23 protein-coding genes, 1 tRNA gene and 2 pseudogenes are annotated in these 26,843 nt (G+C 48.9%); 13 read left to right on the top strand and 13 right to left on the bottom strand.

Features of this window, described 5'->3' with window-relative positions:
* Nucleotides 1-384 precede the first annotated feature (384 nt).
* Entirely contained in the window at nucleotides 385-1,107 is a 723-nt protein-coding gene (locus tag FDX04_RS10645; RefSeq protein ID WP_137360538.1) for a fimbriae Y protein, read from the bottom strand.
* 386 nt (nucleotides 1,108-1,493) lie between these two features.
* Nucleotides 1,494-2,087 carry a fimbria biosynthesis transcriptional regulator FimW gene (fimW, locus tag FDX04_RS10640; protein ID WP_137370906.1) on the bottom strand — a complete coding sequence of 198 codons (594 nt, stop codon included), beginning with the start codon at nucleotides 2,085-2,087 and terminating at the stop codon, nucleotides 1,494-1,496.
* Nucleotides 2,088-2,124: 37 nt separating this feature from the next.
* Here fimW and FDX04_RS10635 point away from each other — a divergent pair, with 37 nt between their 5' ends.
* Together FDX04_RS10635 and FDX04_RS10630 are read left to right on the top strand one after the other, a co-directional pair.
* Nucleotides 2,125-2,304, top strand: a complete 180-nt coding sequence (locus tag FDX04_RS10635) for a hypothetical protein (RefSeq protein WP_137370905.1) — start codon at nucleotides 2,125-2,127, stop codon at nucleotides 2,302-2,304.
* 38 nt (nucleotides 2,305-2,342) lie between these two features.
* Nucleotides 2,343-2,419: transfer RNA gene (locus FDX04_RS10630), tRNA-Arg, on the top strand.
* A gap of 205 nt (nucleotides 2,420-2,624) precedes the next feature.
* Here FDX04_RS10630 and uspF read toward each other — a convergent pair.
* From uspF to cusR, 5 genes are all read right to left on the bottom strand, one after another.
* Nucleotides 2,625-3,053: a universal stress protein UspF gene (gene uspF / locus FDX04_RS10625; RefSeq protein WP_038638520.1), complete on the bottom strand. Its 429-nt coding sequence runs from the start codon at nucleotides 3,051-3,053 to the stop codon at nucleotides 2,625-2,627.
* A gap of 163 nt (nucleotides 3,054-3,216) precedes the next feature.
* The gene (locus FDX04_RS10620) at nucleotides 3,217-4,020 is read right to left on the bottom strand and encodes an MBL fold metallo-hydrolase (RefSeq protein ID WP_137366154.1); all 804 of its coding nucleotides are present in this window, start codon (nucleotides 4,018-4,020) and stop codon (nucleotides 3,217-3,219) included.
* An 83-nt stretch (nucleotides 4,021-4,103) separates the two neighbouring features.
* Nucleotides 4,104-4,313: a hypothetical protein gene (locus FDX04_RS10615; RefSeq protein WP_110498601.1), complete on the bottom strand. Its 210-nt coding sequence runs from the start codon at nucleotides 4,311-4,313 to the stop codon at nucleotides 4,104-4,106.
* A gap of 120 nt (nucleotides 4,314-4,433) precedes the next feature.
* The gene (locus FDX04_RS10610; RefSeq protein ID WP_137370904.1) at nucleotides 4,434-5,885 is read right to left on the bottom strand and encodes a Cu(+)/Ag(+) sensor histidine kinase; all 1,452 of its coding nucleotides are present in this window, start codon (nucleotides 5,883-5,885) and stop codon (nucleotides 4,434-4,436) included.
* Complete coding sequence (gene cusR, locus FDX04_RS10605) at nucleotides 5,875-6,558, bottom strand: copper response regulator transcription factor CusR (RefSeq protein ID WP_048226190.1); 684 nt, start codon at nucleotides 6,556-6,558, stop codon at nucleotides 5,875-5,877. Before cusR ends, FDX04_RS10610 begins: the two co-directional genes overlap by 11 nt.
* Nucleotides 6,559-6,753: 195 nt before the next feature.
* Between cusR and FDX04_RS10600 the strand changes: the two genes are divergently transcribed.
* The 4 genes from FDX04_RS10600 to FDX04_RS10585 all read left to right on the top strand — a co-directional run bounded on the left by FDX04_RS10600 (nucleotide 6,754) and on the right by FDX04_RS10585 (nucleotide 13,040).
* Nucleotides 6,754-8,136 (top strand): efflux transporter outer membrane subunit, encoded by a 1,383-nt coding sequence (locus tag FDX04_RS10600; RefSeq protein ID WP_137370903.1) that lies wholly within the window; start codon nucleotides 6,754-6,756, stop codon nucleotides 8,134-8,136.
* A 32-nt stretch (nucleotides 8,137-8,168) separates the two neighbouring features.
* Nucleotides 8,169-8,516, top strand: coding sequence for a cation efflux system protein CusF (gene cusF, locus FDX04_RS10595; RefSeq protein WP_137370902.1), 348 nt, complete (start codon nucleotides 8,169-8,171; stop codon nucleotides 8,514-8,516).
* Nucleotides 8,517-8,592: 76 nt separating this feature from the next.
* Nucleotides 8,593-9,885: an efflux RND transporter periplasmic adaptor subunit gene (locus tag FDX04_RS10590; RefSeq protein WP_061381614.1), complete on the top strand. Its 1,293-nt coding sequence runs from the start codon at nucleotides 8,593-8,595 to the stop codon at nucleotides 9,883-9,885.
* Between the two features lie 11 nt (nucleotides 9,886-9,896).
* Nucleotides 9,897-13,040, top strand: coding sequence for a CusA/CzcA family heavy metal efflux RND transporter (locus FDX04_RS10585; protein ID WP_137360452.1), 3,144 nt, complete (start codon nucleotides 9,897-9,899; stop codon nucleotides 13,038-13,040).
* Nucleotides 13,041-13,092: 52 nt separating this feature from the next.
* Here the strand turns inward: FDX04_RS10585 and rclR are convergent, their stop codons facing one another.
* Entirely contained in the window at nucleotides 13,093-13,947 is an 855-nt protein-coding gene (rclR, locus tag FDX04_RS10580; RefSeq protein WP_137360453.1) for a reactive chlorine-specific transcriptional regulator RclR, read from the bottom strand.
* A gap of 233 nt (nucleotides 13,948-14,180) precedes the next feature.
* Here rclR and rclA point away from each other — a divergent pair, with 233 nt between their 5' ends.
* From rclA to FDX04_RS10550, 6 genes are all read left to right on the top strand, one after another.
* Complete coding sequence (rclA, locus tag FDX04_RS10575) at nucleotides 14,181-15,506, top strand: reactive chlorine resistance oxidoreductase RclA (protein ID WP_137370901.1); 1,326 nt, start codon at nucleotides 14,181-14,183, stop codon at nucleotides 15,504-15,506.
* Nucleotides 15,507-15,674: 168 nt separating this feature from the next.
* Nucleotides 15,675-15,905, top strand: coding sequence for a reactive chlorine resistance periplasmic protein RclB (gene rclB, locus FDX04_RS10570; protein ID WP_038643060.1), 231 nt, complete (start codon nucleotides 15,675-15,677; stop codon nucleotides 15,903-15,905).
* Between the two features lie 11 nt (nucleotides 15,906-15,916).
* Entirely contained in the window at nucleotides 15,917-16,477 is a 561-nt protein-coding gene (rclC, locus tag FDX04_RS10565) for a reactive chlorine resistance membrane protein RclC (RefSeq protein WP_038638553.1), read from the top strand.
* A 568-nt stretch (nucleotides 16,478-17,045) separates the two neighbouring features.
* Nucleotides 17,046-17,741 carry a flagellar brake protein gene (locus tag FDX04_RS10560; RefSeq protein ID WP_085047572.1) on the top strand — a complete coding sequence of 232 codons (696 nt, stop codon included), beginning with the start codon at nucleotides 17,046-17,048 and terminating at the stop codon, nucleotides 17,739-17,741.
* Between the two features lie 21 nt (nucleotides 17,742-17,762).
* Nucleotides 17,763-18,344 (top strand): LuxR family transcriptional regulator, encoded by a 582-nt coding sequence (locus FDX04_RS10555; protein ID WP_170975154.1) that lies wholly within the window; start codon nucleotides 17,763-17,765, stop codon nucleotides 18,342-18,344.
* A 99-nt stretch (nucleotides 18,345-18,443) separates the two neighbouring features.
* Nucleotides 18,444-19,211, top strand: coding sequence for a bifunctional diguanylate cyclase/phosphodiesterase (locus FDX04_RS10550; protein WP_042309909.1), 768 nt, complete (start codon nucleotides 18,444-18,446; stop codon nucleotides 19,209-19,211).
* An 87-nt stretch (nucleotides 19,212-19,298) separates the two neighbouring features.
* On the opposite strand, the pseudogene FDX04_RS10545 reads toward FDX04_RS10550, so the two are convergent.
* From FDX04_RS10545 to FDX04_RS10535, 4 genes and pseudogenes are all read right to left on the bottom strand, one after another.
* Nucleotides 19,299-20,873: pseudogene (locus tag FDX04_RS10545) on the bottom strand (autotransporter outer membrane beta-barrel domain-containing protein); the annotation flags it as partial.
* A gap of 261 nt (nucleotides 20,874-21,134) precedes the next feature.
* Nucleotides 21,135-21,263 (bottom strand): annotated as a pseudogene (locus tag FDX04_RS24670) (ESPR domain-containing protein); the annotation flags it as partial.
* Between the two features lie 195 nt (nucleotides 21,264-21,458).
* A complete protein-coding gene (locus tag FDX04_RS10540) occupies nucleotides 21,459-22,037 on the bottom strand; it encodes a LuxR C-terminal-related transcriptional regulator (protein ID WP_137360459.1) in 579 nt (192 codons plus the stop codon).
* A gap of 617 nt (nucleotides 22,038-22,654) precedes the next feature.
* Nucleotides 22,655-23,830, bottom strand: coding sequence for a DnaJ family molecular chaperone (locus FDX04_RS10535; protein ID WP_137360460.1), 1,176 nt, complete (start codon nucleotides 23,828-23,830; stop codon nucleotides 22,655-22,657).
* 293 nt (nucleotides 23,831-24,123) lie between these two features.
* Here FDX04_RS10535 and pheP point away from each other — a divergent pair, with 293 nt between their 5' ends.
* A complete protein-coding gene (gene pheP / locus FDX04_RS10530; RefSeq protein ID WP_137370898.1) occupies nucleotides 24,124-25,518 on the top strand; it encodes a phenylalanine transporter in 1,395 nt (464 codons plus the stop codon).
* Between the two features lie 54 nt (nucleotides 25,519-25,572).
* Here pheP and FDX04_RS10525 read toward each other — a convergent pair whose 3' ends face one another.
* Nucleotides 25,573-26,817, bottom strand: a complete 1,245-nt coding sequence (locus FDX04_RS10525) for a mechanosensitive ion channel family protein (RefSeq protein WP_137360462.1) — start codon at nucleotides 26,815-26,817, stop codon at nucleotides 25,573-25,575.
* Between the last annotated feature and the right edge of the window lie 26 nt (nucleotides 26,818-26,843).

The raw sequence follows: 26,843 nt of genomic DNA, 5'->3' as shown, positions 1-26,843 counted from the left end.
ACAGTGAGGATTATACCTGCTCCGCTCTTTCGGAAAAGACTTACAACATCCCGATTGTTAATGGCAGTTAGGATGTTCTGAAAGATCCAGATGTGTTAATGGCTATTGGCATTATTTATCTGTGGTTCGAATTATGGCAGATTGAAAATTTATTTTAAATAGTAAAAACGATACAATAAGCTAATTGTTTAGGTTTTGTTAAGTCAACGGGAACACTATTTTCGAGCGATGTACGCAGAAACAGTAAGGTTAAGTATGGAAGAGGCGGTATCTATAATACCAGGAATAGTTGTAAATATTAAATATTTGTGAAAATTGGATCAGTTTTCTCATGTGAAAATAAGTAATTTCTTAAAAAATCTTACTGTACATGGAGTTATGGTGTTAAATTAAATGATGAGAGGTAACGTTGAGACGATGTATCAGATGCAAAAAGCGCTGCCGGTTTGGTAATCCCAGGCGGGTAATCAGCTGGTTCAGGCGATAGATGATGCGGTGGTAGGGTTGTGTCTGTAACTGCGCAATCTTTTTTAAGGAGTTACCTTGTAAAAGTAAGGTCACCATCTCCCAATCGACCTGCTTTATGCGCCTCGAATGAATATAATTTAGCACCGGGGATAATAACGCCTGACGCATCTCTGGGAGGTGTAGACTGCGTGATAAGATATAAAAGGGGCCAGACAGTGATATAAAGGTTTTAAGATCTTCATCATGACTGGAAAGCAATATGAAGATTTGGATATCATTCCGCTGTTTAATTAGTTGACGCAGGCACTGAAGAATATCGAAGTAAGAGCTTGTTAAGCCTTCCATATCAACCACTAACTGACTAATGACCGACTTTTGCAGGCAGACCAGCGCCGATTCAATGGACCGGAAGATCGCGGTGCGCGTGCCTGAGAATAAATGGCGGCTCAGTGTATAGGCAAGATAATAGTCCCCTGTAATAATCGCCTGAGATATAGTATCGCCCGGTATGGTGTATTCGATTTTTTGCGCCAGATACTCGATTTGGTCGAATACTTGTGAGGTACAGTGGGGATATTGATGGGTACAGTTAGCGTTTCGTATACGGCGATGTCGTTCCCGGCGTTTTGCGCTGTGCATCCGTTTCCATTCCATTTCTGTTGCGGCAGGTCTGGATAAATTGCTGACAACAAACATCCCTGACCCAAATTTTTCCAGCGCGACGGTGAGTTCCCTTGTGCCGTTGGGTTTCAATGTCTTCAACAATCACCAGACTGGCAATTGAGTATCCCATCAGAATAATCTGCCGGAAGTTTTCTGATGTCTTACTCAATGCCCAAAAGATCGTTTTATCCAGTGCAACCTCTCTCTGGGATTAGTTAAAATATTACCGGGTGTACCTTTCGGTTACCTCATGAATAGTATGACTGGATTATTCTGGCAGTCAGTTGCCAGGTACAGTAGGAGCCGATACTTAATTGATGGTGAGATATTTCTCAATAAAAAATTAGGCGGAGAAGTTCCACCTAATTTTGTAGAAAGTTCAGATGCGCCCGGATGTATCTTAAGAATTGCTGATCGTTTTTCACGTGCAGCTTTTTCATAATGCTGCGACGGGTTGCTTTGGCATGGATATCGCTGATTGAGAGCAGGTGAGCGGTTTCGGCTAACGTATACCCGCTGGCAAGAAACATTAAGAACTGGCGCTCTGCGATAGAAAAGTTGCGGGTGGTGCAGTAATGGCAGATAGTCGCCGGTACGCTGTTGCGTAACGCGCGTTTTTGCAAGATGAGGACTAATTTTTTGGTGATTTCGTCAACGTCATCTTCCCGATAGATCAGCGGCAACATGTACAGGCAGGGCCGGAACATCAGCTTATCTTTATCGTTTCTGTTGCAGATAACCACCCGGTGTTGGCGCCTGGTGTGAACCGGAACCTGATAGCATTCGGCGCTGAGCCAATCTTCATCCAGTGAGATAAACGCGATGTCGGCGCGATCGATATCCTCGACAGGCAAAAAACTAATCTCCTGATGCCACTGATTTGCCAGATGGGAAATAATGATTTTCAGCCCGTGTTCGAAGTGACTATTTTCTTCCTTGATGGCGATACTTAACATTGAAGAGTTCCTGAACCGCTGGAAAGAGGGTAGGGGAATGTTAAGCAAAATCATAAATATTCTAAATACATGTATCCTTAAATCTGGCGCTATGCGGGCTGAGTTGTTACCAGGTGATTTCCTGGATACCCTTGAACGGCCAGAAAAAATCAACATTCGTACACTTCGCCAGCAACTGAAACAAAAGGCATTGACTCAGCAAGCGCTGACCGTATAATTCACGCGTTTCTCTGCATGAAGTTATCACTTCACAATGCGCCCTTAGCTCAGTTGGATAGAGCAACGGCCTTCTAAGCCGTAGGTCGTAGGTTCGAATCCTACAGGGCGTACCATTTCAAAGTAAGCCCCAATTCTTAGCTTCTGCGTACCGCTAAGAACCTTTCTTTTCCAGCCATATTTCTACTTCATTAAGACTGCGTTGCACACATCTTGCTGGCTGTGCGCATTCCCGTGCTGGGTTATCAGCACTGAGTGCTGATCTGCGTCGGAATAAAAACGGGCGAAAATTTACGCCCGTTTTTATTGTGTTAGCCAGTGTCAACGTACAACCAGCACCGGACATTTTGCATGGCGCACTACGGCAGAAGCCGTTGAACCCAGCAGGTAGGTGCTAAAACCGGGCTTATGCGAGGCGATGACGATAAGTTCGGCGTCAACCGCTTCCGCCAGTTTGAGGATCTGATCCTTCGGCGGGCCGTAAACGACGTGGATTTGACTCCTGCCAGCAGGAATGTTGAATTGCTTAACAATCTCTTCGAGTTTTTCGCTGGCCTTGGCCTGCAGACCACTGCGGTCCGGGAATTCGCTAGAGTAGGCCAGTCCCAGCGAGGCATAGAACGGAACGGTAGGAATAACGGCCAGAAAATGGACCTTGGCGGTTTTGGCATGCGCCTGAACCTGCGGCACAACATGGCGGGTTAAATCGGCTTCAGAGATATCAATGGGCACCAGAATTGAGCGATACATATTCACTACCTCCTGTTTGTTTACCTCTATCCTGAGTGTATCCAAGGTTGTCTCTGTATAATAAGTGACCAGATCAAGGTTACGTGCATAATTGTCGTTAATGATAAACGGGGAACGTAAGTTCCCGTTTTCTAATGCAGATGTGGAGCACGTTTTACCGCCTTTAGTTCGCCAGCACGATGACATCCCCCGTTGCCGGGGCTTTTGTTCCCGGTAGCCACATCCGTCCCCACGAACCGGTACAATGACAGCCGAGCAGTTTTTCCGGTTGCTGCTGCTTAATAAATTGCCGCGTCCGCCACAGCTTAGCGGGGGAGGCGGCGCGTAAATGGAACCCACCGATGAGGGCGTGAATTTTGCCAATGCCGGTGATGTTCTGGCAATGGCGGACGATATTTTCTATTCCCCGGTGCCCGCAGCCGGTAATGATCACCAGCCCGCGGTCAGATTTATAGATCAATACGCCTTCATCGCTGATGTAATCCGGCTGAGGCGTTTTCTCGCGAATAATACCGTAGGCTTGCGGTGTGGGTACGCTAATTTCCCCGGACCACAAAAAACGATCGCTTATCGCCAACGGTTCGCGGGTGTATTCCATATTCAGACGAGAGTAGTCGTTATCGCGGGAGAGTTTTTTAATTTGTCGCGGCTTTCCCGCAAGCGTTATCGACGCGTAACGCTCGCAGGCTATTTGAGGATGGCAAATAATACGGCTGTTATCGGCAAGCCAGGGGACGCCGCCACAATGATCGTAATGACCATGTGACAGCACCACGGCGGTTAATTGCGTCAGGTCGATCCCCATTTGCGCAGCGTTTAGTATGAAGCTGTCATCCGGCCCGGTATCAAACAGTATGGTGGTGGTTTCATCCTGAATTAACAGACTTAATCCAGGCTTTGCCCGTAATGATTTATCTGCACCAGCAGCGCGCCGGTTTTCAAGCAATACCGTGAGGGTTAAAGCCATGCCTGACTCCAGTCTTAAAACGGCATACTGTATCGCACTGCTTTTGAGAGCGCTGTGATCGCAGCGCCCTTTGGCGTTATCCGTTATTGTGCAGAGTTTGCCTGCGCACGGTGTTTTTCCGCCTGTTGCTCATGGGCATAGGAATGAGCATTATTTGTCGACTGATGTACTACCATCGCTTTTTCATGTTCATTCATTTGTGAAAATGATTGTGCATGGGATGACGTTTCTGCCGCATTAACGCCCGCTGAGATAAAAAACGCGATAGCTAAAAAAGAGGACATCTTATTCATCATATTTCTCCTGTGTGGGTTTACGGAAGAAATTATAATTAGCGCACGCTGTCAGCGACGTGACAGGAATATGACGGTTAAGTCAGAGAACAGGAATGACTTAACCGTCGTCACTAAAGATTAAATTGCATGCCGGGGCAGCGTCAGAATAAAGCGGGTGGCATGTGAATCAGATGTCACCGCAACTTTTCCCTGATGGGCAATGACTATCGATTTCACGATCGCAAGGCCAATACCGCTGCCTTCTCCCTTACGTTGCCGGGAAGGATCTACCCGATAGAAGCGGTCAAACAGTCGCGGAAGATGTTGCGGAGGAATTGGCGGGCCGGGGTTCTCAACGACTATCTGCACCTGTTCATCGGCCTCTTTCACCCGCACGGTCACTGACTCGCCTTTTGGCGTATAGCGCATGGCGTTTGAAAGCAGATTACTCATTGCCCGGCGTAACATTAACGGATCGCCCGATACCCAGCATTCGCGCCCCTCAAAGCGTAAACCAACCTCACGCTCTTCTGCCCAGGCTTCGAAAAAGTCGAACACTTTACTGACCTCATCAGCCAGATTGAGCGCGGTCTTTTCCGGGATCAGTTGATTGTTGTCCGCTTGCGCCAGAAACAGCATGTCACTCACCATCTTCGACATCCGGCCAAATTCTTCGAGATTGGAATACAGCACGTCCTCCAGCTCTTTTTGGCTACGGGTCTGGCTCAGCGCAATTTCTGTTTGCGTGACCAGGTTGGTAATTGGGGTGCGGATCTCATGGGCAATATCCGCTGAGAAATTCGACTGACGTTTAAAAACATCCTCGATGCGTTCGATCATGTGATTAAACGAACTTACCAGCTGTTCCAGTTCAATAGGCACGGCTTGCGGGTCGAGGCGTACGTCGAGATCTTTCGAGGTGATATTTTGGATGCGGCGACTGACATTACGGATAGGCTCATGGCCTTTATAAACGGCGAACAGCACGATAAAAACAATCATCATACTAATCAGCGATGCTGTCATAATCAGTTTGTTTTTCAGGTCATTAATATAGTGCAGATGAAAATCGATCGATAACGCCAGGTACAGCGTATATGCCGGTTTTCCATTGGCAAGCTGTCCGACAGGCAAACGAATCATGCGCCAGTTTGATGATGTCATCTGCCCGTGCGTATGTTTGGGCGTTTGCAGCATGGGACCAGATATAATAAAGACATCGCGGGCATGGGCATTTTTATCCGGCCTTGCACTGGCAATAAATTGCCGGAGATCCGGGGTGCCAGGTGAATGAAAAATAGCCTTCTGATTGCTATCTTCCAGAGAAATAATGACGTTCGAGTAACCCGCCACCACATTTTTTAGCGTTTCCAGGCGGAGTGATTCTGGCTCGTTGGGTTGGCTAATAATCCGCTCCAGCGTGGCGCTAATCTCTTGTAAGTCATTGATGTCCTGCTCGGCGAAGTGGACTTTTACGGAGTGGATCATTATCCATGCAAAGGCGAAAAATGAAGCAATTGTCGCCAGGCTGATAAAAAAGGTCAGTCGTGTCGCCAGCGAAAAAGGGCGTCGCCATCGTTTACTGGCCATCAGGAACCTCAAGCATATATCCTACGCCGCGTACGGTCTGAATCAGTTTCGGCTCAAAGTCGTTATCAATTTTGGCGCGCAGACGCTTAACTGCGACGTCGATGGCATTTGTATCGCTGTCAAAATTCATATCCCAGACCTGGGAGGCGATCAGCGAGCGGGGTAAAACTTCCCCCTGATGGCGCAGAAAAAACTCAAGCAGCGTAAATTCTTTGCTGGTCAGGGTGATGCGCGTACCGCTGCGGGTGACTTTTCTGCTGACCAGATCGACCATTAAATCCGCGACCTGAAACTGGCTTTCGACAATCACCGCCGCGCCTCGACGTAGCAACGTTCTGACCCGTGCCAGCAGTTCGGCGAAGGCGAACGGTTTAACCAGGTAATCATCAGCACCCAATTCCAGACCTTTAACCCGATGTTCAATGGTACCCAGTGCGGTGAGGAGAAGAATGGGCATTCCTTTGTTGGCGGAACGCAGCATCCGCACGATATCCCAGCCGTTTACATCCGGCAGCATGATGTCGAGTATGAGCAGGTCGTAATCGCCGGTCATCGCCAGGTGATACCCGTTCAGGCCGTTATCCGCTAAATCCACGACAAAACCCGCTTCCGTCAGGCCTTTCGTCAGGTATTCACCGGTTTTTTTCTCATCTTCGACTATCAAAACCTTCATCGCATTCTCCTTCTCGCACTGGTTGTGCGGACTTTCAATTCTAGGGAAGCGGGATCGGATAGCAATCGGTTATTGGGAAAATGACAGTTTTGTCATTTTCCTGTCACCGGTTAAACAGAGTCACTTCGTTAAAGTACAACCCTATAAATTCCTACATATTTTAGGGTCATCAGTCCGGTCAGGACGAGAAGAACTATGAGCAAATTTAAGCTTCTTACCCTCAGCGCGATATTCGTTCTCGCCGGTTGTTCATTAGCGCCGGACTATCAGCGCCCGGCTTTACCGGTGCCACAGCAATTCTCCTTAAGCCAGAATGCGCTGGTGTCAGCCTCTGGGAATTATCAGGACACCGGTTGGCGAACCTTCTTCGTTGACGACCAGGTGAAGGCGCTGATTGGTGAGGCGCTGGTCAATAACCGCGATTTGCGTATGGCAGTGCTGAAGGTTCAGGAGGCGCGAGCGCAATATGGCGTCACGGACGCTGACCGCTATCCGCAAATTACGGCAGGCTCCAGCGGTACCTACAGCGGTAAATTAAAAGGCGACAGCAGCACCGATCGCGAATTCGAGGCCGGGCTGAATCTCAGTTTCGATTTGGATTTTTTTGGTCGGCTGAAAAATATGAGTGAAGCCGATCGACAGAATTTCTTTGCCAGCGAAGAGGCGCGTCGGGCGGTACATATCTCATTAATCTCTAACGTGTCGCAAAGTTATTTCAATCAGCGTCTGGCTTATGCACAACTGCAAATTGCCGAAGAAACGCTGCAAAACTATCAGCGTTCCTACGCCTTTGTTGAAAAACAACTGGTCACCGGTAGCACTAACGTACTGGCGCTGGAACAGGCGCGGGGCGTGATTGAAAGTACGCGCAGCGAAATCGCGAAGCGTAAAGGTGAACTGGCGCAGGCGAATAACGCGCTGCAACTGTTGCTGGGTACCTACGGAAAATTACCCGAGGATCGGGCGCTCAGTCGCGGAGATATTAAACCGGTTACGCTGCCGCCATCACTCTCGTCGCAGATACTGTTGCAGCGCCCGGATATTATGGAAGCTGAGCACGGATTAATGGCGGCGAATGCCAATATTGGCGCCGCGCGGGCGGCATTTTTCCCGTCGATTACCCTGACCAGCTCTGTGTCCAGTAGCAGCAGCGATCTCTCCAGCTTATTTAATGCTGCCAGCGGCATGTGGAATTTTGTCTCCAAAATAGATATTCCCATTTTTAACGCCGGACGTAATCAGTCCAATCTCGATCTGGCTGAAATTCGCCAACAGCAGTCGGTGGTGAATTACGAACAAAAGATTCAGGGCGCATTTAAAGAGGTGGCGGATGCGCTGGCGTTGCGCCAAAGCATTGCCGAGCAAATTAGCGGCCAGCAGCGCTACCTGGCGTCATTGCAAATCACGCTACAACGCGCCAGAGCGCTTTATCAGAATGGCGCGGTTAGCTATATCGAAGTTCTGGATGCTGAACGTTCTTTATTTGCCACGCAGCAATCGCTGCTCGATCTTAATTACTCCCAGCAGGTTAATGAAATTAAGCTGTTTGCTGCCTTAGGCGGCGGTTGGGTGGAGTAATCCTTAATATTAACTTTTCAGGAGCATCAATTATGAATACTACCGCCAAAGCCGTGCTGTTAAGCCTTTTCTCTGTGGTCATATTTAACGCTCAGGCCAATGAGCATCAACATAGCGAGATGATGAATATGCAGCCGGCGGCTCAGCAGGAACAACGCATTAGCGCTACCGGGGTGATTGAAGCTGTTGATATGGAGAGTAAAAAAGTCACGATTAAACATGATCATATTCCGGCGGTGAACTGGCCGGCCATGACGATGCGTTTTACGCTGGTGGCCGATACCAGGGCTGACGATATTAAGCCGGGTGATAAGGTCGCGTTTACGTTTGTTCAGCAGGGAAATATCTCTGTTTTACGCGATATTCACATCAATAAATAACGTTCTCGCTGGTCTCTTTAATTCTTGCCCGGGTTCTTGCGAGCGCGGGTGAGATTATCGCGCAATGGAAATCATTATGGCGTCTTTAAATATTAAAAATACCGCGCTTATTCTCGCTGGCATGATTGCAGGCGGAATTATTTCTGTCGGTGTTTATACTTATTATTCATCCGCAAAAGTATCGACCGAAACCGGACAGGCTTCGCCAAAAGAAGCCAGAAAAGTTCTGTTCTGGTATGACCCCATGTATCCGAATACGCGTTTTGACAAGCCGGGCAAATCGCCGTTCATGGATATGGATTTAATCCCGAAATATGCCGATGAAGAGACCGCAAGCGCGTCAGCACCTGGTGTGCGCATCGATCCCACTCAGACCCAGAATCTGGGGCTAAAAACGGAACCCGTGCGTCGGGGACCACTGCACTATGCGCAAACTTTCCCGGCTAACGTGAGCTATAACGAATACCAGTTTGTTATTGTCCAGGCACGCTCCGCTGGCTTTATCGAGAAGGTTTACCCGCTTACCGTGGGTGACAAAATCAAGAAGGGTTCTCCGCTCATTGACCTGACGATTCCTGACTGGGTTGAGGCACAGAGCGAATATTTGCTGCTGCGCGAGACCGGCGGCAGCGCGACGCAGGTGGAAGGGATTCTGGAGCGATTACGCCTTGCCGGTATGCCGGAAGCGGATATCCAGCGTTTAAAGTCGACGCGTAAAATTCAGACCCGCTTTACCCTGAAAGCCCCCATTGATGGGGTGATCACCGCATTCGATTTGCGTACCGGCATGAACATTTCTAAAGACAATGTGGTCGCGAAAATTCAGGGAATGGATCCGGTATGGGTCAGCGCGTCGGTCCCGGAATCTATTGCCTGGCTGATTAAAGACGCCTCGCAATTTCGCATCACGGTTCCTGCCTGGCCGGATAAGCCATTCACCATCAGTAAGTGGAGTATTTTGCCAAGCGTTGATGCCACCACGCGTACCCTCCAGCTGCGTTTGCAGGTTGATAACCCCGACGAAGCGCTCAAGCCTGGAATGAATGCTTACCTGCAATTGAAAACGCAAAGCGAGCCGATGCTGCTGATCCCGTCTAAAGCGTTAATTGATACGGGTACCGAACAGCGGGTGATTACCGTTGATCAGGAAGGTCGATTTGTGCCGAAGCAGGTGGCTGTTTTCCATGAATCTCAGGGGCAGACGGCTATTCGCTCAGGCCTGACTGAAGGTGAAAAAGTGGTGTCCAGCGGTCTGTTCCTGATTGACTCCGAGGCGAATATTTCTGGTGCCCTTGACCGTATGCGCGCCCAGAACAGTGGTGCGCAAGACGCAGGCGCGATGCCGGCCCAGGCGACCCATTCACATTGAGGATATGATAAATGATTGAATGGATTATCCGCCGTTCAGTGGCAAACCGTTTCCTGGTGATGATGGGGGCGCTGTTTCTCAGCATCTGGGGAACCTGGACCATCATTAACACGCCGGTTGATGCGCTGCCCGATCTCTCTGATGTCCAGGTGATAGTCAAAACCAGCTACCCCGGACAGGCCCCGCAAATCGTTGAGAATCAGGTCACTTATCCGCTGACCACCACCATGCTGTCGGTACCCGGCGCGAAAACGGTGCGCGGCTTCTCGCAGTTTGGCGATTCCTACGTGTACGTCATTTTTGAGGATGGTACCGATCCTTACTGGGCGCGCTCGCGCGTACTGGAATATCTCAACCAGGTGCAGGGAAAATTACCGGCAGGTGTTAGTGCTGAAATGGGGCCGGACGCCACGGGCGTCGGCTGGATCTTTGAATATGCGCTGGTGGATCGCAGCGGAAAACATGACCTCGCGGAATTACGTTCTCTTCAGGACTGGTTCTTAAAATATGAGTTAAAAACGATTCCTAACGTGGCGGAAGTGGCCTCGGTGGGCGGCGTGGTTAAACAGTACCAGGTAGTTATCGACCCGATGAAGCTGACGCAATATGGCATCAGCCTGGCGGAGGTGAAATCTGCGCTGGATACGTCAAATCAGGAAGCGGGCGGCTCGTCGGTGGAGATGGCCGAAGCCGAATATATGGTTCGTGCCAGTGGCTATCTGCAAACGCTTGATGATTTTAATAACATCGTCCTGAAAACCGGGGCCGATGGTGTACCGGTTTATCTGCGCGATGTGGCACGCGTCCAGATTGGGCCGGAAATGCGCCGTGGGATCGCCGAACTCAATGGCGAAGGCGAAGTCGCGGGTGGCGTGGTTATTCTGCGATCCGGTAAAAATGCGCGTGAGGTGATCTCCGCCGTTAAAGCCAAACTCGATACGCTGAAAAGCAGCCTGCCGGAAGGCGTTGAGGTAGTTACAACATACGATCGCAGTCAGCTTATCGACCGCGCCATTGATAACCTGAGCTACAAGCTACTGGAGGAGTTTATCGTCGTTGCGCTGGTGTGCGCGCTGTTCCTGTGGCATCTGCGTTCGGCATTGGTGGCGATTATTTCCCTGCCGTTGGGGCTGTGTATCGCGTTTATCGTGATGCATTTCCAGGGGCTGAACGCCAATATTATGTCGCTCGGGGGAATTGCTATTGCCGTCGGGGCGATGGTTGATGCGGCAATCGTGATGATTGAGAACGCCCATAAGCGACTGGAAGAGTGGGGGCATCAGCATCCGGGTGAAACGCTGGATAACGCCACGCGCTGGAAGGTCATTACCGACGCCTCGGTGGAAGTCGGTCCGGCATTGTTCATCAGCCTGCTGATTATCACGTTGTCATTTATTCCTATTTTCACCCTTGAAGGGCAGGAAGGGCGGCTGTTTGGTCCGCTGGCGTTCACCAAAACCTATGCCATGGCGGGCGCGGCGTTTCTGGCCATTGTGGTTATTCCGATCCTGATGGGGTTCTGGATCCGCGGGAAAATACCGGCGGAAAGCAGCAATCCGCTTAACCGCTTCCTGATCCGTATTTACCATCCACTATTGCTGAAGGTGCTGCACTGGCCCAAAACCACAATCCTGGTCGCGGTGCTGTCAATACTGACGGTTATCTACCCGCTGAATAAAGTCGGTGGTGAATTCCTGCCGCAGATTAATGAAGGCGATTTGCTGTATATGCCTTCGACACTGCCGGGGATTTCGGCGGCGCAGGCGGCGGACATGCTGCAAAAAACCGATAAGCTGATCATGACCGTTCCTGAAGTGGCGCGCGTATTTGGTAAAACCGGCAAGGCGGAAACCGCAACAGATTCCGCGCCGCTGGAAATGGTTGAAACGACGATCCAACTGAAGCCGCAGGATCAGTGGCGTCCGGGTATGACGATGGACAAAATTATCGCCGAGCTGGACAAAACCGTGCGCTTGCCGGGGCTGGCGAATCTGTGGGTACCACCTATTCGTAACCGCATCGACATGCTCTCTACCGGGATAAAAAGCCCTATTGGGATTAAAGTGTCAGGTAACGTTCTGGCTGATATCGACGCCACGGCGGAACAAATTGAAGAGGTGGCCAGAACCGTGCCGGGCGTCGCCTCTGCGTTAGCTGAGCGTCTGGTAGGGGGACGCTATCTCAACGTGGATATTAATCGTGAGAAAGCGGCCCGTTATGGCATGACCGTTGGCGATGTACAGCTGTTTGTGACCTCCGCTGTGGGAGGCGCGATGGTGGGCGAAACGGTAGAAGGGATCGCGCGTTATCCTATCAACCTTCGCTATGCGCAGAGCTATCGCGATAGCCCGCAAGCGCTGCGTAATTTGCCCATTCTGACCCCCATGAAACAGCAAATCACCCTGGCTGATGTGGCGGATGTCACGGTCGTTTCTGGGCCGTCAATGTTAAAAACCGAAGATGCGCGACCCACCAGTTGGATTTACATCGATGCCCGCGATCGTGACATGGTTTCGGTGGTGAACGATCTGCAAAAAGCGATCGCGGAAAAGGTACAGTTAAAGCCGGGGACCAGCGTGGCGTTCTCCGGTCAGTTCGAACTGCTTGAACGCGCCAGCCATAAGCTCAAATTGATGGTGCCGATGACGCTGATGATTATCTTCGTCCTGCTTTATCTGGCTTTCCGTCGCTTTGGCGAAGCGCTGCTGATTATCACCAGCGTTCCCTTTGCGCTGGTAGGAGGCATCTGGTTCCTCTACTGGATGGGGTTCCATATGTCGGTTGCGACCGGAACCGGGTTTATTGCGCTGGCTGGCGTGGCCGCGGAGTTTGGCGTGGTGATGCTGATGTATCTACGCCACGCCATAGAAGCAGAGCCTGCGCTGGAAAATCCGCAAACCTTTACGGCAGATAAACTGGATGAAGCGTTATATCACGGCGCTGTACTGCGCGTGCGCCCGAAAGCGATGACCGTGGCGGTGATTATCGCCGGGCTGTTGCCCATCTTGTGGGGGACAGGAGCCGGGTCAGAAGTGATGAGCCGCATCGCCGCACCGATGATTGGCGGGATGATTACTGCGCCGCTGTTGTCGCTATTCATTATTCCGGCAGCCTATAAGCTGATGTGGCTGCACAGACATCGCAAGCAAAAGTAACCTTATCAATCATACGCCTGTCTTCGGTTTGTACCCCGAAGCAGGCGTAGCTCTATGCTTCCAGCGCTTTCACGCGTTTGCGGTACTCGCCCGGCGTACAGCCGAATTCGCGTAGAAAGACTTTATAAAACGATGACTCGCTGGCGTAGCCCACCGATTCAGCTACCACAATCAATGGTTGAGATCCGCGTGACAACATCTGAGCGGCGATTTGCAGGCGCAAAGTGGTTAACACCGCCAGCGGTGTGGCGTTTGAGACTTCACGGAATAATTGCGCAAAGCTGGCCCGCGACATGTGTACGCGTTTCGCCAGCTCTTCGACGGTCCACGCAAAGGACGGTGATTCGAGCATCAGAAACACCACGGCTCCGAGTTTGGGGTGCAGCAGTAAATTCAACACGTTTTGTGCGGGCGATGCTCTGGTTAACCACTCACGAACGGCTAAGGCGAACAGCGTGGCGCATTGTTGGCTGCATACAGCGCTGGAACCCGGCAGCCCACTAATGGATTCCTGTTGCAATAGCGCAATCACGGCCTTGAGCCAATGGCTGACGGGACTCTTTTCTTCAGGCGCCAGAATCAGTGCTTCCGGCAGCGCGGTTAAAAAATAGCGTGAGGTGGCGTGCAGTCGCAGGCTACCGCAAACGATATGCGTTTGTTCATCCCCTGACTGGCAAAGTCGATGGGCGGAGTTCTGCGGCAGGATAACGAGAGTCCCTGGTCGCAGGGTGAAAGATGTCCCGTCAGGCATGTCAAGTTGGGCTGCTCCCTGAGTGACTGTATGCCAGCGGATAACGGATAGCTCGCCCGCCGCATGCGGCAGTTGCCAGTTTCTGCTCAACAAACAGTTTTGATCGATCGAGCCTTGCGGGTCGTTAAGCATGAGTAATCGACTAAGGGCATCCATGAAGACTCCTGGGCAGTTTTAATCACTATTGTTTTGGCGGAATTATCTCGTCAAGTTTAAATTAAAGTAATACCTTCAAGGTGTTAATTTATTATGCTTATGTGTTTCATGAAAAGAGGTTAAAAGTGATTTAGACGATTTAACAGTAATAAGCGCGTTCTGGATACATTTCCCTTGTCTGGTTACCCCTATACTTCAGTTCAACAAATGAACAGTGACCAGGCGGAGAGAGCATGAATCAGTATCAGGCGATTATTATTGGATTTGGCAAAGCGGGTAAAACGCTGGCAGCTACCCTGGCAAAAACGGGCTGGCGGGTGGCGATTGTTGAACAGTCGAACACCATGTATGGCGGGACATGCATCAACATCGGCTGTATTCCAACCAAAACCCTGGTACATGACGCTGAACTTCAACATGATTTTGCTGCGGCGATGCAGCGCAAGGCTGCCGTTGTCAGTTTCCTGCGCGATAAAAACTTCCATAATCTGGCCGACCTGGAAAATGTCGATGTGATCGACGGTCGTGCTGAGTTTGTCGATAACCATACTGTGCGAGTCGTGCAGTCAACAGGCGCGATTGAGCTAAGCGGCGAGAAGATCTTTATTAATACCGGCGCGCAGTCAACGGTTCCAGACGTGGAAGGGTTAACCACCACACCGGGGGTGTTTGGCAGCACCGGGCTGTTGAATTTGACGCAACGGCCTGAACGTCTGGGAATTTTGGGTGGCGGTTACATTGGTGTGGAGTTCGCATCAATGTTTGCTAACTTCGGCAGCAAAGTTACCCTTTATGAAGCCGCTCCGCTGTTTTTAGCCCGTGAAGATCGGGATATTGCCGAAACTATCGCCAGGATTTTACGCGACAAAGGCGTTGAGATTATCCTTAACGCCAACGTACAGGCGGTTTCGTCCGGGGACGGCGCGGTACAGGTGAAAATGCCTGAGGGCGCTCAGACTGTGGATGCGCTGCTGGTGGCATCGGGCCGCAAACCGGCGACCGAAAACCTGCAGTTGCAGAAAGCGGGTGTGGATGTAAACGACCGCGGTGCCATTATTGTGAATAAATATTTGCGTACATCGGCAGATAATATTTGGGCAATGGGCGATGTTACCGGCGGGTTGCAGTTCACTTATATTTCACTGGATGATTTCCGTATTGTGCGTGACAACCTGTTAGGCGAGGGGAGACGTCACACCGGCGATCGTCAAAATATACCGTATTCCGTCTTTATGACGCCGCCGCTTTCCCGCGTGGGGATGACCGAAGAACAGGCTCGCGCCAGCGGTGCTTCTGTGCAGGTAGTCACGCTGCCGGTGGCGGCGATTCCGCGTGCGCGAGTGATGGATGACACACGCGGCGTACTTAAAGCGGTGGTGGATAGTGAAACGAAACAGATATTAGGTGTTTCGCTATTATGTGTGGATTCACATGAGATGATTAATATCATCAAGACGGTTATGGATGCAGGATTACCCTATACAACCTTACGCGATCAAATATTTACCCATCCGAGTATGAGTGAATCATTAAACGATCTCTTTTCTCTCGTTAAATAATAAAAGCGTAGTCTGCATGTTTGCCCCACCCGTGTGGGGCTTTTTTTGTCTTTTTAACGGCTGGATACTCATTGACAGTTATTCTGGCGTCCTGGATGAAATAAAATAAATTGGCATGTTTTATTATAGTGCCACTGAAATCACTGTTTAATGGAAATAGGAATGAACATGTTTAAAACTACGTTACTAATGACCGCGTTACTGACTGCACCGGTGACATTTTCCGCATTGGCGCAAACCGAAGTTGTCCATGTTAGCGTGTCTGCCATATCTGGTGCGCCTTCCGAAATAGAGGATGCTATTGCGAAACTGGCGCAGGAAAATAATGCAACGTCCTGGAAAATCACCTCAATGCGCATTGATGGCAGCACTCACGCAACGGCAATTTTATACAAGTGAGGAGAGCCTGCATGGAAAAGTATCTGCGTTTACTCAGTAAGGGCGATAAAATTGGATTGACCTTAATTCGCCTGAGCATTGCAATTGTTTTTATCTGGATTGGGTTATTAAAATTTGTACCTTACGAAGCTGACAGTATTACGCCATTTGTTGCTAATAGCCCGGTAATGTCATTTTTTTATGAACATCCAGAAGAGTATAAGCAGCATTTAACCCACGAAGGTGAGTTTAAGCCACAGGAGCGTGAATGGCAGGCGGCGAATAATACCTATACATTCTCCAATGGTCTGGGCGTAGTCGAAGTTCTTATCGCTTTATTGGTGCTGGCAAATCCTGTTAGCCGTTGGTTGGGATTAATTGGCGGCATACTGGCATTTGCCACGCCGATTGTTACCTTATCCTTTTTGATTACCACACCAGAGGCATGGGTAATGCCGTTGGGCGATTTACATCATGGTTTTCCGTACTTGTCCGGGGCCGGGCGTCTGGTATTGAAAGACACGCTAATGCTGGCGGGAGCAGTGATGATCATCGCAGACTCATCTCGATCAATAATTAAGCAGCGGTATTGAATTTTTAACGTTGTACCCTCTGTAAGATAGCAAGCCACTCTAGTTCTATTCGGTATTTGCCGGGCCAGCAGGATGCTGGCTTTTTTCTGACTTAAGGGAAATTTATTTAATATATAAAATGTTATTATTCACTTTATAACAATCACGCGTCAGGCTGTATTGGCAGTTAATGATATGAAGATGTAAGCATCATACGCACTGACGACAAAAGCGCGACAACCTGCGCATTGCCCAACCATCCCAACACCTTCATTTTTCTTTGTTTTTTTCTGTGCAATTCTTGCTATTTGTTATCTCAAAACCGCATCTTAAATAAAATTATTATTCATTTTTGTTATAGTTAATCCATAAGTTCGCGTAGTTTTAAGCGCGGCTTAAGCTAGAATTATCCTGATTAAATGTTTTTACGTATCAATAATTGGCTAAAGATAGTTAAAAACTTAATTTTTAACCAACTGTCTGACATGGAATCCACTATGGTAATTAAGCACCAGGGCGGATGCTGATCTCGCGTTTTTGGGTAACCAAAAGCGGGACATATCTTAAATATGGAAATAAGGGTTTTAGAATGAGCTTTGGATTAGCAAAGGACAACAAGTTTGAAATCATCGCTATCCTTCGTGAAGAGCTGCACAAGAAAACGAAACTGGAAGTCTTATGCGAAAACAGTAGCGTTATCACACAGCTAGAGAAGGTCGATTTCGAACGGTTTGTCATCTCCGGCCATGAAGAGATTGTGCCTGAAAAGGTCCAATACTTTATCCTGCACAGCGAAAGCGGGATTGTAAAATTTAGTGCCAGATTTGAACAAACTCCACCCGCAGGTGCGGAGGCAGGATTATCCTACCTCATCCCGGATATGATTTTCTTTGCCCAGCAGCGACAAAATCAGCGTTTTTCCTTCCTGAAGGGTTATGACTTTTTCTGTTTTGGTCGTTACAAAAACGGAGAAAACTACTCTTTCAGGATTAAAAACATCTCTCAGGGTGGCTGTGCGTTAATTGTTAAAGATGTAAATACCCGCTTTGTTTATAAAGATGCGGTGATTAAAAATGCCTCGCTGGAGTTTGATACGTTTGGCAGTTTACAGCTGGATTTAAAAGTGATCGATGTCGTCACGATCAATGAGTTTGATGAGGATAATCAGTTGTACTCCTGTCATCAGATCTCGTGTGAGTTCGATTTTAAAAATCGTCGTGAAGAGGCTGAAGTCGAGAAAATTATTATCAAATTTTTAATGAGTAACAAGATCAGAAGCTTATAAGGAGCGGTAAACAGGATGTTGATGTGTGGCAATGATAATTTTGTGGGCAACGGTATGTTCGCCTACCTGACCAGCAAACATGTACCCGTACAAACATTCCAGTTTGAGGATATGTTGCATCAGTCATCATTATGTCAGCATCAAACCATGATTTTTAATATCATTAATAATGAACAACCGTGTTCAGACGTCGTACAGTTTCTGAATAAAAATCGATTCAAGTTCTATAATAACGTCGTAGTCATTGTAGCTGACAGTTTGGTGGCGAAATTATGCGTGGAGTTATTATATATTGAGAAAGCAATAGTGTTGACTGAGAAATCTTCACTGCGAGATTTCGGTCAATTGGCGACGTTGTCGGTCGGGAAATGGAATCCCCGGCTGTATCGTTCGCAGAAAAGGTTAACTGAAAGGGAACAGCAGATCCTGAGTTTGCTGGTAAGTGGTTATACCGCTAAAGAAATTTCTGAGTTAGTAAACCTTAACTATAAAACCATTCAGGCTCATAAAATGCGAGTCGTCGCCAAGTTGGGACTGAACAATACTTCTGATTTAAATAAATTAATTGTCAGATTCACCCATCGTATGTCTTTTTTACCCTAGTCTGGTGATTCTTTTCTGATGTAAAACATCCCATAGTAGATATAATTCGGGAGCGATGTTGACTGGTTTTAAATTATATGATTTATAGAGGTAGAGGGAATGTTTAATTCCAACGAGGTGCTCACCGCGCTTGAACAGGCATTGAATACCAGTCAGTTTTATATGGTTTATCAGCCCATTTTTAATTTGCACACTCAGCAAATTAGCGGATTTGAAGCATTAATGCGTTGGAACAGCCCTCAGATGGGGATGATCTCTCCCGATATTTTTATTACGTTATTGGAAGACAGCGGCAATATCATTTCAATTGAAGACATGGTTACCCACACCCCCTGGGATGTGGCGACTTCCTGGCCCGATCCTCTTGTATTATCAATCAATATTTCCGCACTTGAATTTTGTGACCCTCTCTTACCCCAACGCGTCAGACGTAATCTCACCCTCTGTGGGCTACCGCCTTATCGGTGCCAAATTGAGGTGACGGAAACGTCACCACTGCGCGACAGCCAAATAGCGGTTAACAATATGCTGGAGCTAAAGGATATCGGGGTTAAACTCGCTCTTGATGATTTTGGTACCGGTCACGCGAATCTTAATTATCTGCTGAAGTATCCTTTTGATACCCTAAAAATTGATAAGGAATTTGTTGCTGGCATTGAGCCCGATACCCGATCGACAAAGATTGTGGAGGGCATTATTTCACTGGCACACAATTTTGGTATTGAAGTTCTCGCCGAAGGGGTGGAAACCCAGTCCCAACTGGACCGTTTAATGCAGATTGGCTGTGACAAAATTCAGGGCTTTTTCATTTCTCCGCCGGTGTTAGCAGAAGAAATCCCGTTACTCCTGACGCAGTATAATCGTTAATCTCTCCTTTTTATATTTCCCGACCCTGCAAACTGCAAAGCAAAAAAAGCCCCCTGCAGAACAGAGGGCTGGTAAGTTTATGGCTGCTTAGAACGATTTCTTAAAGCCAATGGAAGCATTGATCGGGGCTTCAACTTGCGACTTACTGCCACCGTTGCTGAATTGCGTACCCAGTTCACCGTAGACCTGCACGTTTCTGTCGATTGACCAGGACAGACCGGCCGCAACTTCAGTGCTGGAGTACTGCTGTGAGGATTCCAGCGTGGTGGTGGCGACCGCATTGCTAAAGTGCGTTTTGTCTTTTGAACCCAGACCCTGCCAGACGTTTACCCTGCCGTACGGCTGGAATTTGCCATGGTTAGTGTCATAGTCAGCAACCAGACGTACGCCCAGACGGGCGGTAAAGGAATCTGCGGTGTCCATTTTCACTTTCGTTTGGGTCACACCATCAAGCCGACCATTATCAAAATCGCTGTATTGGTAGATCAACTGAGCCTGAGGTTCCAGACTCCAGGCGCTTGAACCCAGACGGAACGATTTACCCATCTCTGTTGACGCCGTCAGCGTGTTGCCTTTGACGGTATAAGAACCGTTGTTCCCGGTCGCCGCCAGGCGAGATTTATGGTTACCGTACTGCAGGACGTTATCAACATACATCCCGTCGCCCGAGAACCAGGTGGCGTAACCGCCGACGTAAAACGCATTGTCGTCGATGTTTCCACCTTTGCCGTCGCTGCCTGTCTTCGTGCCTTTCACGTTGCTGTCGATGTCAAGGATGCTGGTATACATCCCGGCTTTCCAGTTTTCGTTAGCATACATGTCAACGCCGACTTGAATACCCATGGTATGGGAGCTGGTTTGTGTCCCGGCCGCATCATCCAGTTTTGTTTTTCCGGAGTAGCCAAGCATTCTCGCCCAGGCGCGATTATCTTCGTCAATACCCAGTTTAACCTCGTCGCCCATACGTTGGTGCATGTTACCCAGCAGGCTAATGTCACCCTGGCGCACAACGCTGGCAAGGCCAGAATACAGCATGGTTTCCGGACGGTATTCGCTTCTCAGATACCAGTTTTCCCCCTGACCCTGAGCATTGCCCGCATGCAGTTGGTACTCAAACGCGCCTGCTGCCATACGATCGGCGGCAAGATGGAAGGCGTCACGCGACGTTTGCGCGGTGGTGGTTGCGCCATTGAGCGCCGTAACTACTTCGATACCATCACCGACGGTCGGCGCGCCGAGGCCAGAACCATCAACGTTCAGCAGCGTACTCCCGCTGGCGTTACCGCCATCGATAATCAGACGGTCGGCAATGCCTGCACCGCTACCATTCTGAATGGCCGCCATGTTGATGGTCCCTTTTTCGCCGACGTAATCCCCTTTGACGGTTAACGTTGTACCAGTCTGCTGGCCGATGAGCGAGACATCACCGCCGTTGCTCAGGCCTGCAACTGTCTGGTTATACCCTTGCGTGTTCAACATGGTGTCAGCGACCACGTAGTGGTGTGACGCACTACTCAGGGTGTTGGTGTTACCCGCCCGCAGTACGCCGTTGGCAATTAACGTTGCGCCGCTGTAGCTGTTTTCACCTTGCAGTTCCGTAATACCGCTGCCGCTCTGGTGCAACTGGCCTTTACCGCTGATATTGCCAGCTAACGCCAGGGTAGCCTTAAGCGTGATTTTTCCGGTTTGCAGCAGCTCTCTGATGGTGGTGGACTCAACAACGCCGCTTTGGCCTGGGGTAATCGCCGGGATCGCGCCGCTGATATTGAGCGCCTGACCAGTGGTATTATCTTCATATAAGAAGCCGTAGTTATGAATTCCCTCATAAACGCCAGCGGAAATTCCTCGCTGGTAGTCAGTAGAAATATTATGATCGCCGGTATCAATAATCGGATCAGCCGAGGCCATCATCGACGCTCCGCTTAATGCGCCAGCAGCGAGGACGGCGACAGTTTTACGTGAACTACTTTTTTTCTTACCTTTAGTTAATTCAGAAACGACCACCCAGATACCGAGCGCCGCGTTCCAAATAATGCTGTAAACTTTGTTCATATATAACCCTCGTCTACATTCCTGTTATGTATGTGTTAATACGTTGAGTTGTTGGCTATGATTGGCCCGCGGACGCGTTACCCGGTATGGTGATTTTGGGAAATAGGGTTCCCTTCCGAGCGATGCGGAATTAAAAAGTGAGCCGAAAGGACAGCTTTAAATAATAACCGTGATAATTGTCCTTAAATAAGTCAGTTATGGCTGGCTATAGTGGGAAATGGTGTACTTGAGCCGGGTGTTATTTTTACCGAGCTTTCTGGCAATGTTGCTTTTGTACGCCCCGATGGTTTTTTCACTTTTTTGTGATGCCCCGGCGATTTGTGCCAGTGACCAACCCCGGGCAAGCATCATCATCACATTGAATTCGTTTGCGGTGATTTTGATACGCAGTGCGTTGATATTATTTTGTTTTTTATTCTGTATGATACATGTAACGGCATGCAGTAACCGATCGAGACTGGCATCTTGATCGAGTAATTGCATGTTCTTCCCGCAAACGGTTTGAAAAAGAGAAAAGGTGGCTTCATCTGCCAAAACAATAATTTTTGTGGCAGGGCGGATAGCTATGCTGCGGATAATCCTGGCATATTTTAAAAAATCTGATTTGTCAGGATTAATAATGATGTAATCCGTGTCATCTGGCAGGAACTTGACTGCTGAAAACGACTGAGAGGAGTGGTATGTGATATCAATATATAAGGATGAACCACGTAGAATTTCTCGCATGCCTAGCCAGGGATAAAGTGAATCACCCAAAAAAATAGCCTTAGACATTACGATCTCCTTGAAATTTTAATGCAAGCGGTCGCCTCTTTTTTCTGGCTGAAAAAAGAGTTTCTTGCGACGCGTGGAATGTTAATTAAATCTCGTATAACGTTCTTTGGTTTGAACGTATCCTTATTTATTGCCAATTCAACAGATATTTTCTGTATTTATTTGAAGCATTAACTATTCTGAAAGTAGATATTACACTTTGTTAAAATTTAAGATAAATCGTTTATATCACCTCTGAGCAGATGATTGATAGATTTCGCTTATGGATCACCATAAGAATGAGCCAACCTTTTCCATAAAGGCAGGATATTCCTGGTATTATTGGCGGCGATTTATTTAAAAATGATTATATTTCAAAGGAATGCTAGCTTGTGATGATGGACTGGTTGGTGGGTAGGAGAATTCTTAATTAAGATTAGGAAGAAAGGGCGAGGGGAACCAGGAAAGATGGAAATATCACAAAATTTACATAAAACATCTAAAAGCAGTTAAATCTAAGATGATTTATCCAATTAAATAAATATTCTTAGATTTTTATTCTGAGTTGGTCTTTTTGTGCTTTATTTAAGCATATTGCTTGCCGTTGTCATTTTACCTGCTTACTTCGCTGCTAGCGCTCAGCCCGCTAACAGCTCCTGCTCGACCTGTTGCACCTGTTGTTCCAGCGAGTTGCGGATTTCCGTCAGCGCCCGTTGCTGGTCTGAGAAGTAAGCCTCTTTATCGGTCACGGAGGAAGCAAGGCGCCAGGCGTTTTCAGCCTCTAGTTCGGTAATCTCTTTAAGCAGTGCGTTAATTTGTTCTCTAAGCTGCTGTATTTTGCTGCGTAAATGCTGCAGATCGTTCAATCGGTCGCTCGCCATCATCGGTTCGAGACCACTTTGTAACTGGGTCAGTAACGCCCGTACGGCGGCAAGGTCGGCATTTTGGCGCGCCTGGTTAAGCTGCACCATCATCTGATGCGCTTTCTCTTTCAGATCATCCGCCACCACGTCCGGGTGGCAAAGACGACTGGCCTGCCGCCACAGGCGTTTTAGCTCGTTACGCTCATTGGCAGAAAGTCGTTGGTCGCGAGTAAAACGATGCTGTGCGTCCTGCTGCTGCTCCTGATATTCATCATATTCATGACTGGCCTCTTCTTGTGCCTGGCGAGTCGCGCTGTCGTCCTGGCGAGAAAAGTCGTTTTCCAGCTCACGAATCTCTGCCAGCAGGGCGGTGATCAGCTCCGTTTGTTGCTGAATGCGTTGCCGGGTTTCGACAGATTCGCGCGAATCTGAGTGCTGGTTCATCCATTGCTGATTGAGTCTGGCCAACTGCTCAACGGCCTGGGAAATATAGTGCTGACAGGATTTATAGTCTTTTTCCCGGCGCTTTCGCTCCGCTTCCTGTTTACGTTGGGCGCTGACGGCCAGTTGCTTACGCAACTCAAGGATGCGGCTCATCAGCGGCCCAAGACGAAGATGGTATAGATCGTTGAAATCATCGAGGATTTGAATGCGTGTGTTGCGCTTATCAATCAGGTCACGCAGTTGTGTTTCAAGCGCTTTCAGTTCGAGTTTACTCGCCGCAATCGCAGGATCCTGCCACGTAGAGACCGCCCGCTGAGATTGCAGCCAGGCCGTGATTTCACGCAGAGCATCGCTAAAGCGCCGGGCTTCGATCGCTTGCACGATGGTGTCTGGCACGACTGACAAAGGCTCATTTTTCAGATGCGCCACCTGCTGGAAAATAATCTCCTCATCTTCCAGTTCAATAGCGCTTTTGACGATTTCCAGTCGTTTGATGATCTTATTCATGACAGTCGTTGCCTGGCCTGACTCAAAAACGAATGGCTTAAATACAACAGGCCCACCCGTTTGAAAATGTTAGAAAAACAGTAAGGTGCATTCTGTGGCCTGCAATACCTTTTCGTCCAGAATAATTCACTGTAATTATGAAAAGCGTGAACTCTGGTAAGGAGCCCACCCATGAAAAATAACAACTGCTCAGGCATCGCTGACAACCATGATGTTAAACGATTGCGCCTTGCGGCAACCAGGTTGAAATGTTAAAAGAAGCCCCTTCAATAAAAACGACACAGGGGAAGGGCGTGAAAAACGCGTCAACTGCATCTGACACCAGCGTGTCTGATGCCGCGTCGACGAATGAGCCGACGCTTCATCGGGGGTTGCAAAACCGCCATATTCAGTTAATTGCGCTGGGCGGCGCAATTGGAACCGGCCTGTTTTTGGGCATTGGTCCGGCCATTCAGATGGCGGGGCCTGCGGTGTTACTGGGTTACGGCGTAGCCGGAATCATCGCTTTTTTGATTATGCGTCAACTGGGCGAAATGGTGGTGGAAGAACCCGTTTCCGGATCGTTTGCCCATTTTGCCTATAAATACTGGGGACCTTTTGCTGGCTTTTTGTCCGGCTGGAACTACTGGGTGATGTTTGTGCTGGTTGGCATGGCGGAGCTGACAGCGGCCGGAATCTACATGCAGTACTGGCTGCCCGACGTCCCCACCTGGATTTGGGCTGCCGCTTTCTTTGTGATCATCAATGCCGTCAATCTGGTTAACGTACGTCTATATGGCGAAACGGAATTCTGGTTTGCGCTGATTAAAGTGCTGGCCATTATCGGCATGATTGGCTTTGGCATCTGGATGCTGTTTTCCGGTAACGGCGGGGAACATGCGAGCATCGATAATCTCTGGCGTTACAACGGCTTTTTTGCCACTGGCTGGAATGGATTGATCCTCTCGCTGGCGGTGATTATGTTCTCATTTGGCGGGCTGGAATTGATAGGGATCACCGCCGCGGAAGCGCAGGATCCACAGAAAAGTATTCCGAAAGCGGTAAACCAGGTGGTGTACCGTATTCTGCTGTTTTACATCGGTTCTCTGGTGGTGCTGCTGGCCTTGTATCCGTGGGTGGAAGTGAAATCGAATAGCAGCCCGTTCGTGATGATTTTCCATAATCTTGACAGTAACGTGGTGGCTTCTGCGCTGAACTTTGTCATTCTGGTGGCTTCGCTGTCGGTCTATAACAGCGGGGTTTACTCGAACAGCCGCATGCTGTTTGGCCTCTCGGTCCAGGGAAATGCGCCGAAGTTTTTAACTCGCGTCAGTCGTCGTGGCGTACCGGTGAACTCATTGATTCTGTCCGGCGCGATTACGTCACTGGTGGTATTGATCAACTATGTGCTGCCGCAAAAAGCGTTCAGTCTGTTGATGGCGCTGGTTGTCGCGACGCTGCTACTAAACTGGATTATGATTTGTCTGGCGCATTTGCGATTCCGCGCGGCGATGCGCCGCAAAGGACGTGATACCCAGTTCAAGGCGCTGCTGTATCCGGCCGGAAACTATCTGTGCATTGCCTTCCTCGGCATGATTCTGGTGCTGATGTGCACCATGGATGATATGCGCCTGTCCGCTATTCTGCTGCCAATATGGATCCTGTTCCTGTTTGTTGCCTTCAAACTGCTGCGCCGCAAATCCCGCTAATATCTGACCGATCTCATCCTGGTGATGAGATCGGTCACTGCTTCTCATTGCTGATTAACGCTGAAAGATCCCTGACAATGCGCGAATATCATTTCCGGTAGGCGACTGATGAATGCGTAAGCCAAACTCTTCGATCACGGCAAATATATGGTCGAAGATATCAGCCTGAATACTTTCATATTCCAGCCAGACTACCGTATTAGTAAAAGCATAAATCTCGATCGGCAAACCGTGATCGTCCGGCGCAAGCTGGCGTACCATTAACGTCATATCTTTGCGAATCCGCGGATGGTGACGTAAATATTCGTTCAGATAGGCACGGAACGTGCCAATATTGGTCATCCGGCGGTGATTCAATACCGATTCAGGCGCATCCAATAGCTGATTCCACTCGTCAATTTCCTGATGACGCGTAGTTAAATACGGCTTTAGCAGGTGTGCTTTATGCAGTCGCTGGCGTTCGTCTTCGTCAAGAAAATGAATGCTGGTGGCATCAATGCTGATGCTGCGTTTAATGCGTCGACCACCGGAAGCTGACATCCCACTCCAGTTTTTAAAAGAGTCCGATACCAGTGACCAGGTGGGAATAGTGGTGATGGTGTTATCCCAGTTGCGCACTTTTACGGTGGTTAAACCAATATCGATAACCGCGCCGTCTGCGCCGTATTTCGGCATTTCCAGCCAGTCGCCCAGTTTGAGCATATCGTTCGCTGAAAGCTGGATCCCGGCCACCAGACCGAGGATAGGGTCCTTAAATACCAGCATTAAGACGGCGGCCATGGCGCCCAGGCCGCTTATTAGTATTGCCGGAGACTGACCAATCAGCAGGGAAATCATCAAAATCCCAACGATAATTGCGCCAATCAGTTTGATTCCCTGGAATATACCTTTCAACGGTAGCTGAGATGCAGCAGGGAGTTTTTGCGACAGATTGAGAATAACGTCCAGCAGGGAGAACAGGGACAGCAGGGCGTATATCATGATCCACAGCTGTGCACAGGTCACTAATATCTCTGCGGCTTCGCTGCCTTTTTGTAACCACAGCGCGGCCTGAATATTGACAATGATACCCTGCAGGGTGAATGCCAGCCGGTGAAATAACTTGTTCTGCGTGATGATTTGTAGCCACAGACGGGAGCTGGCGTTCGCGCGCTTTTCAAATGCGCGTAATACCACCCAGTGCAAAATAACGTGAACAATAATGGCGGTGATAAAAATAATGCCAAAAATCATCACCAGCGAGGTAGTGTGATTTATTTCAATGCCGAGCTCTTCTACCTGAGATATCAATTCCTGCATAATGTCTCCTTAATAAACAGCGGCCT

The sequence above is a fragment of the Citrobacter sp. wls615 genome, assembly GCF_005281355.1.
In the GTDB taxonomy this organism is placed as follows: domain Bacteria; phylum Pseudomonadota; class Gammaproteobacteria; order Enterobacterales; family Enterobacteriaceae; genus Citrobacter; species Citrobacter werkmanii.
The sequence above is the reverse complement of the archived record's forward strand: the minus strand, read 5'-3'. Positions and strand labels throughout refer to the sequence as shown.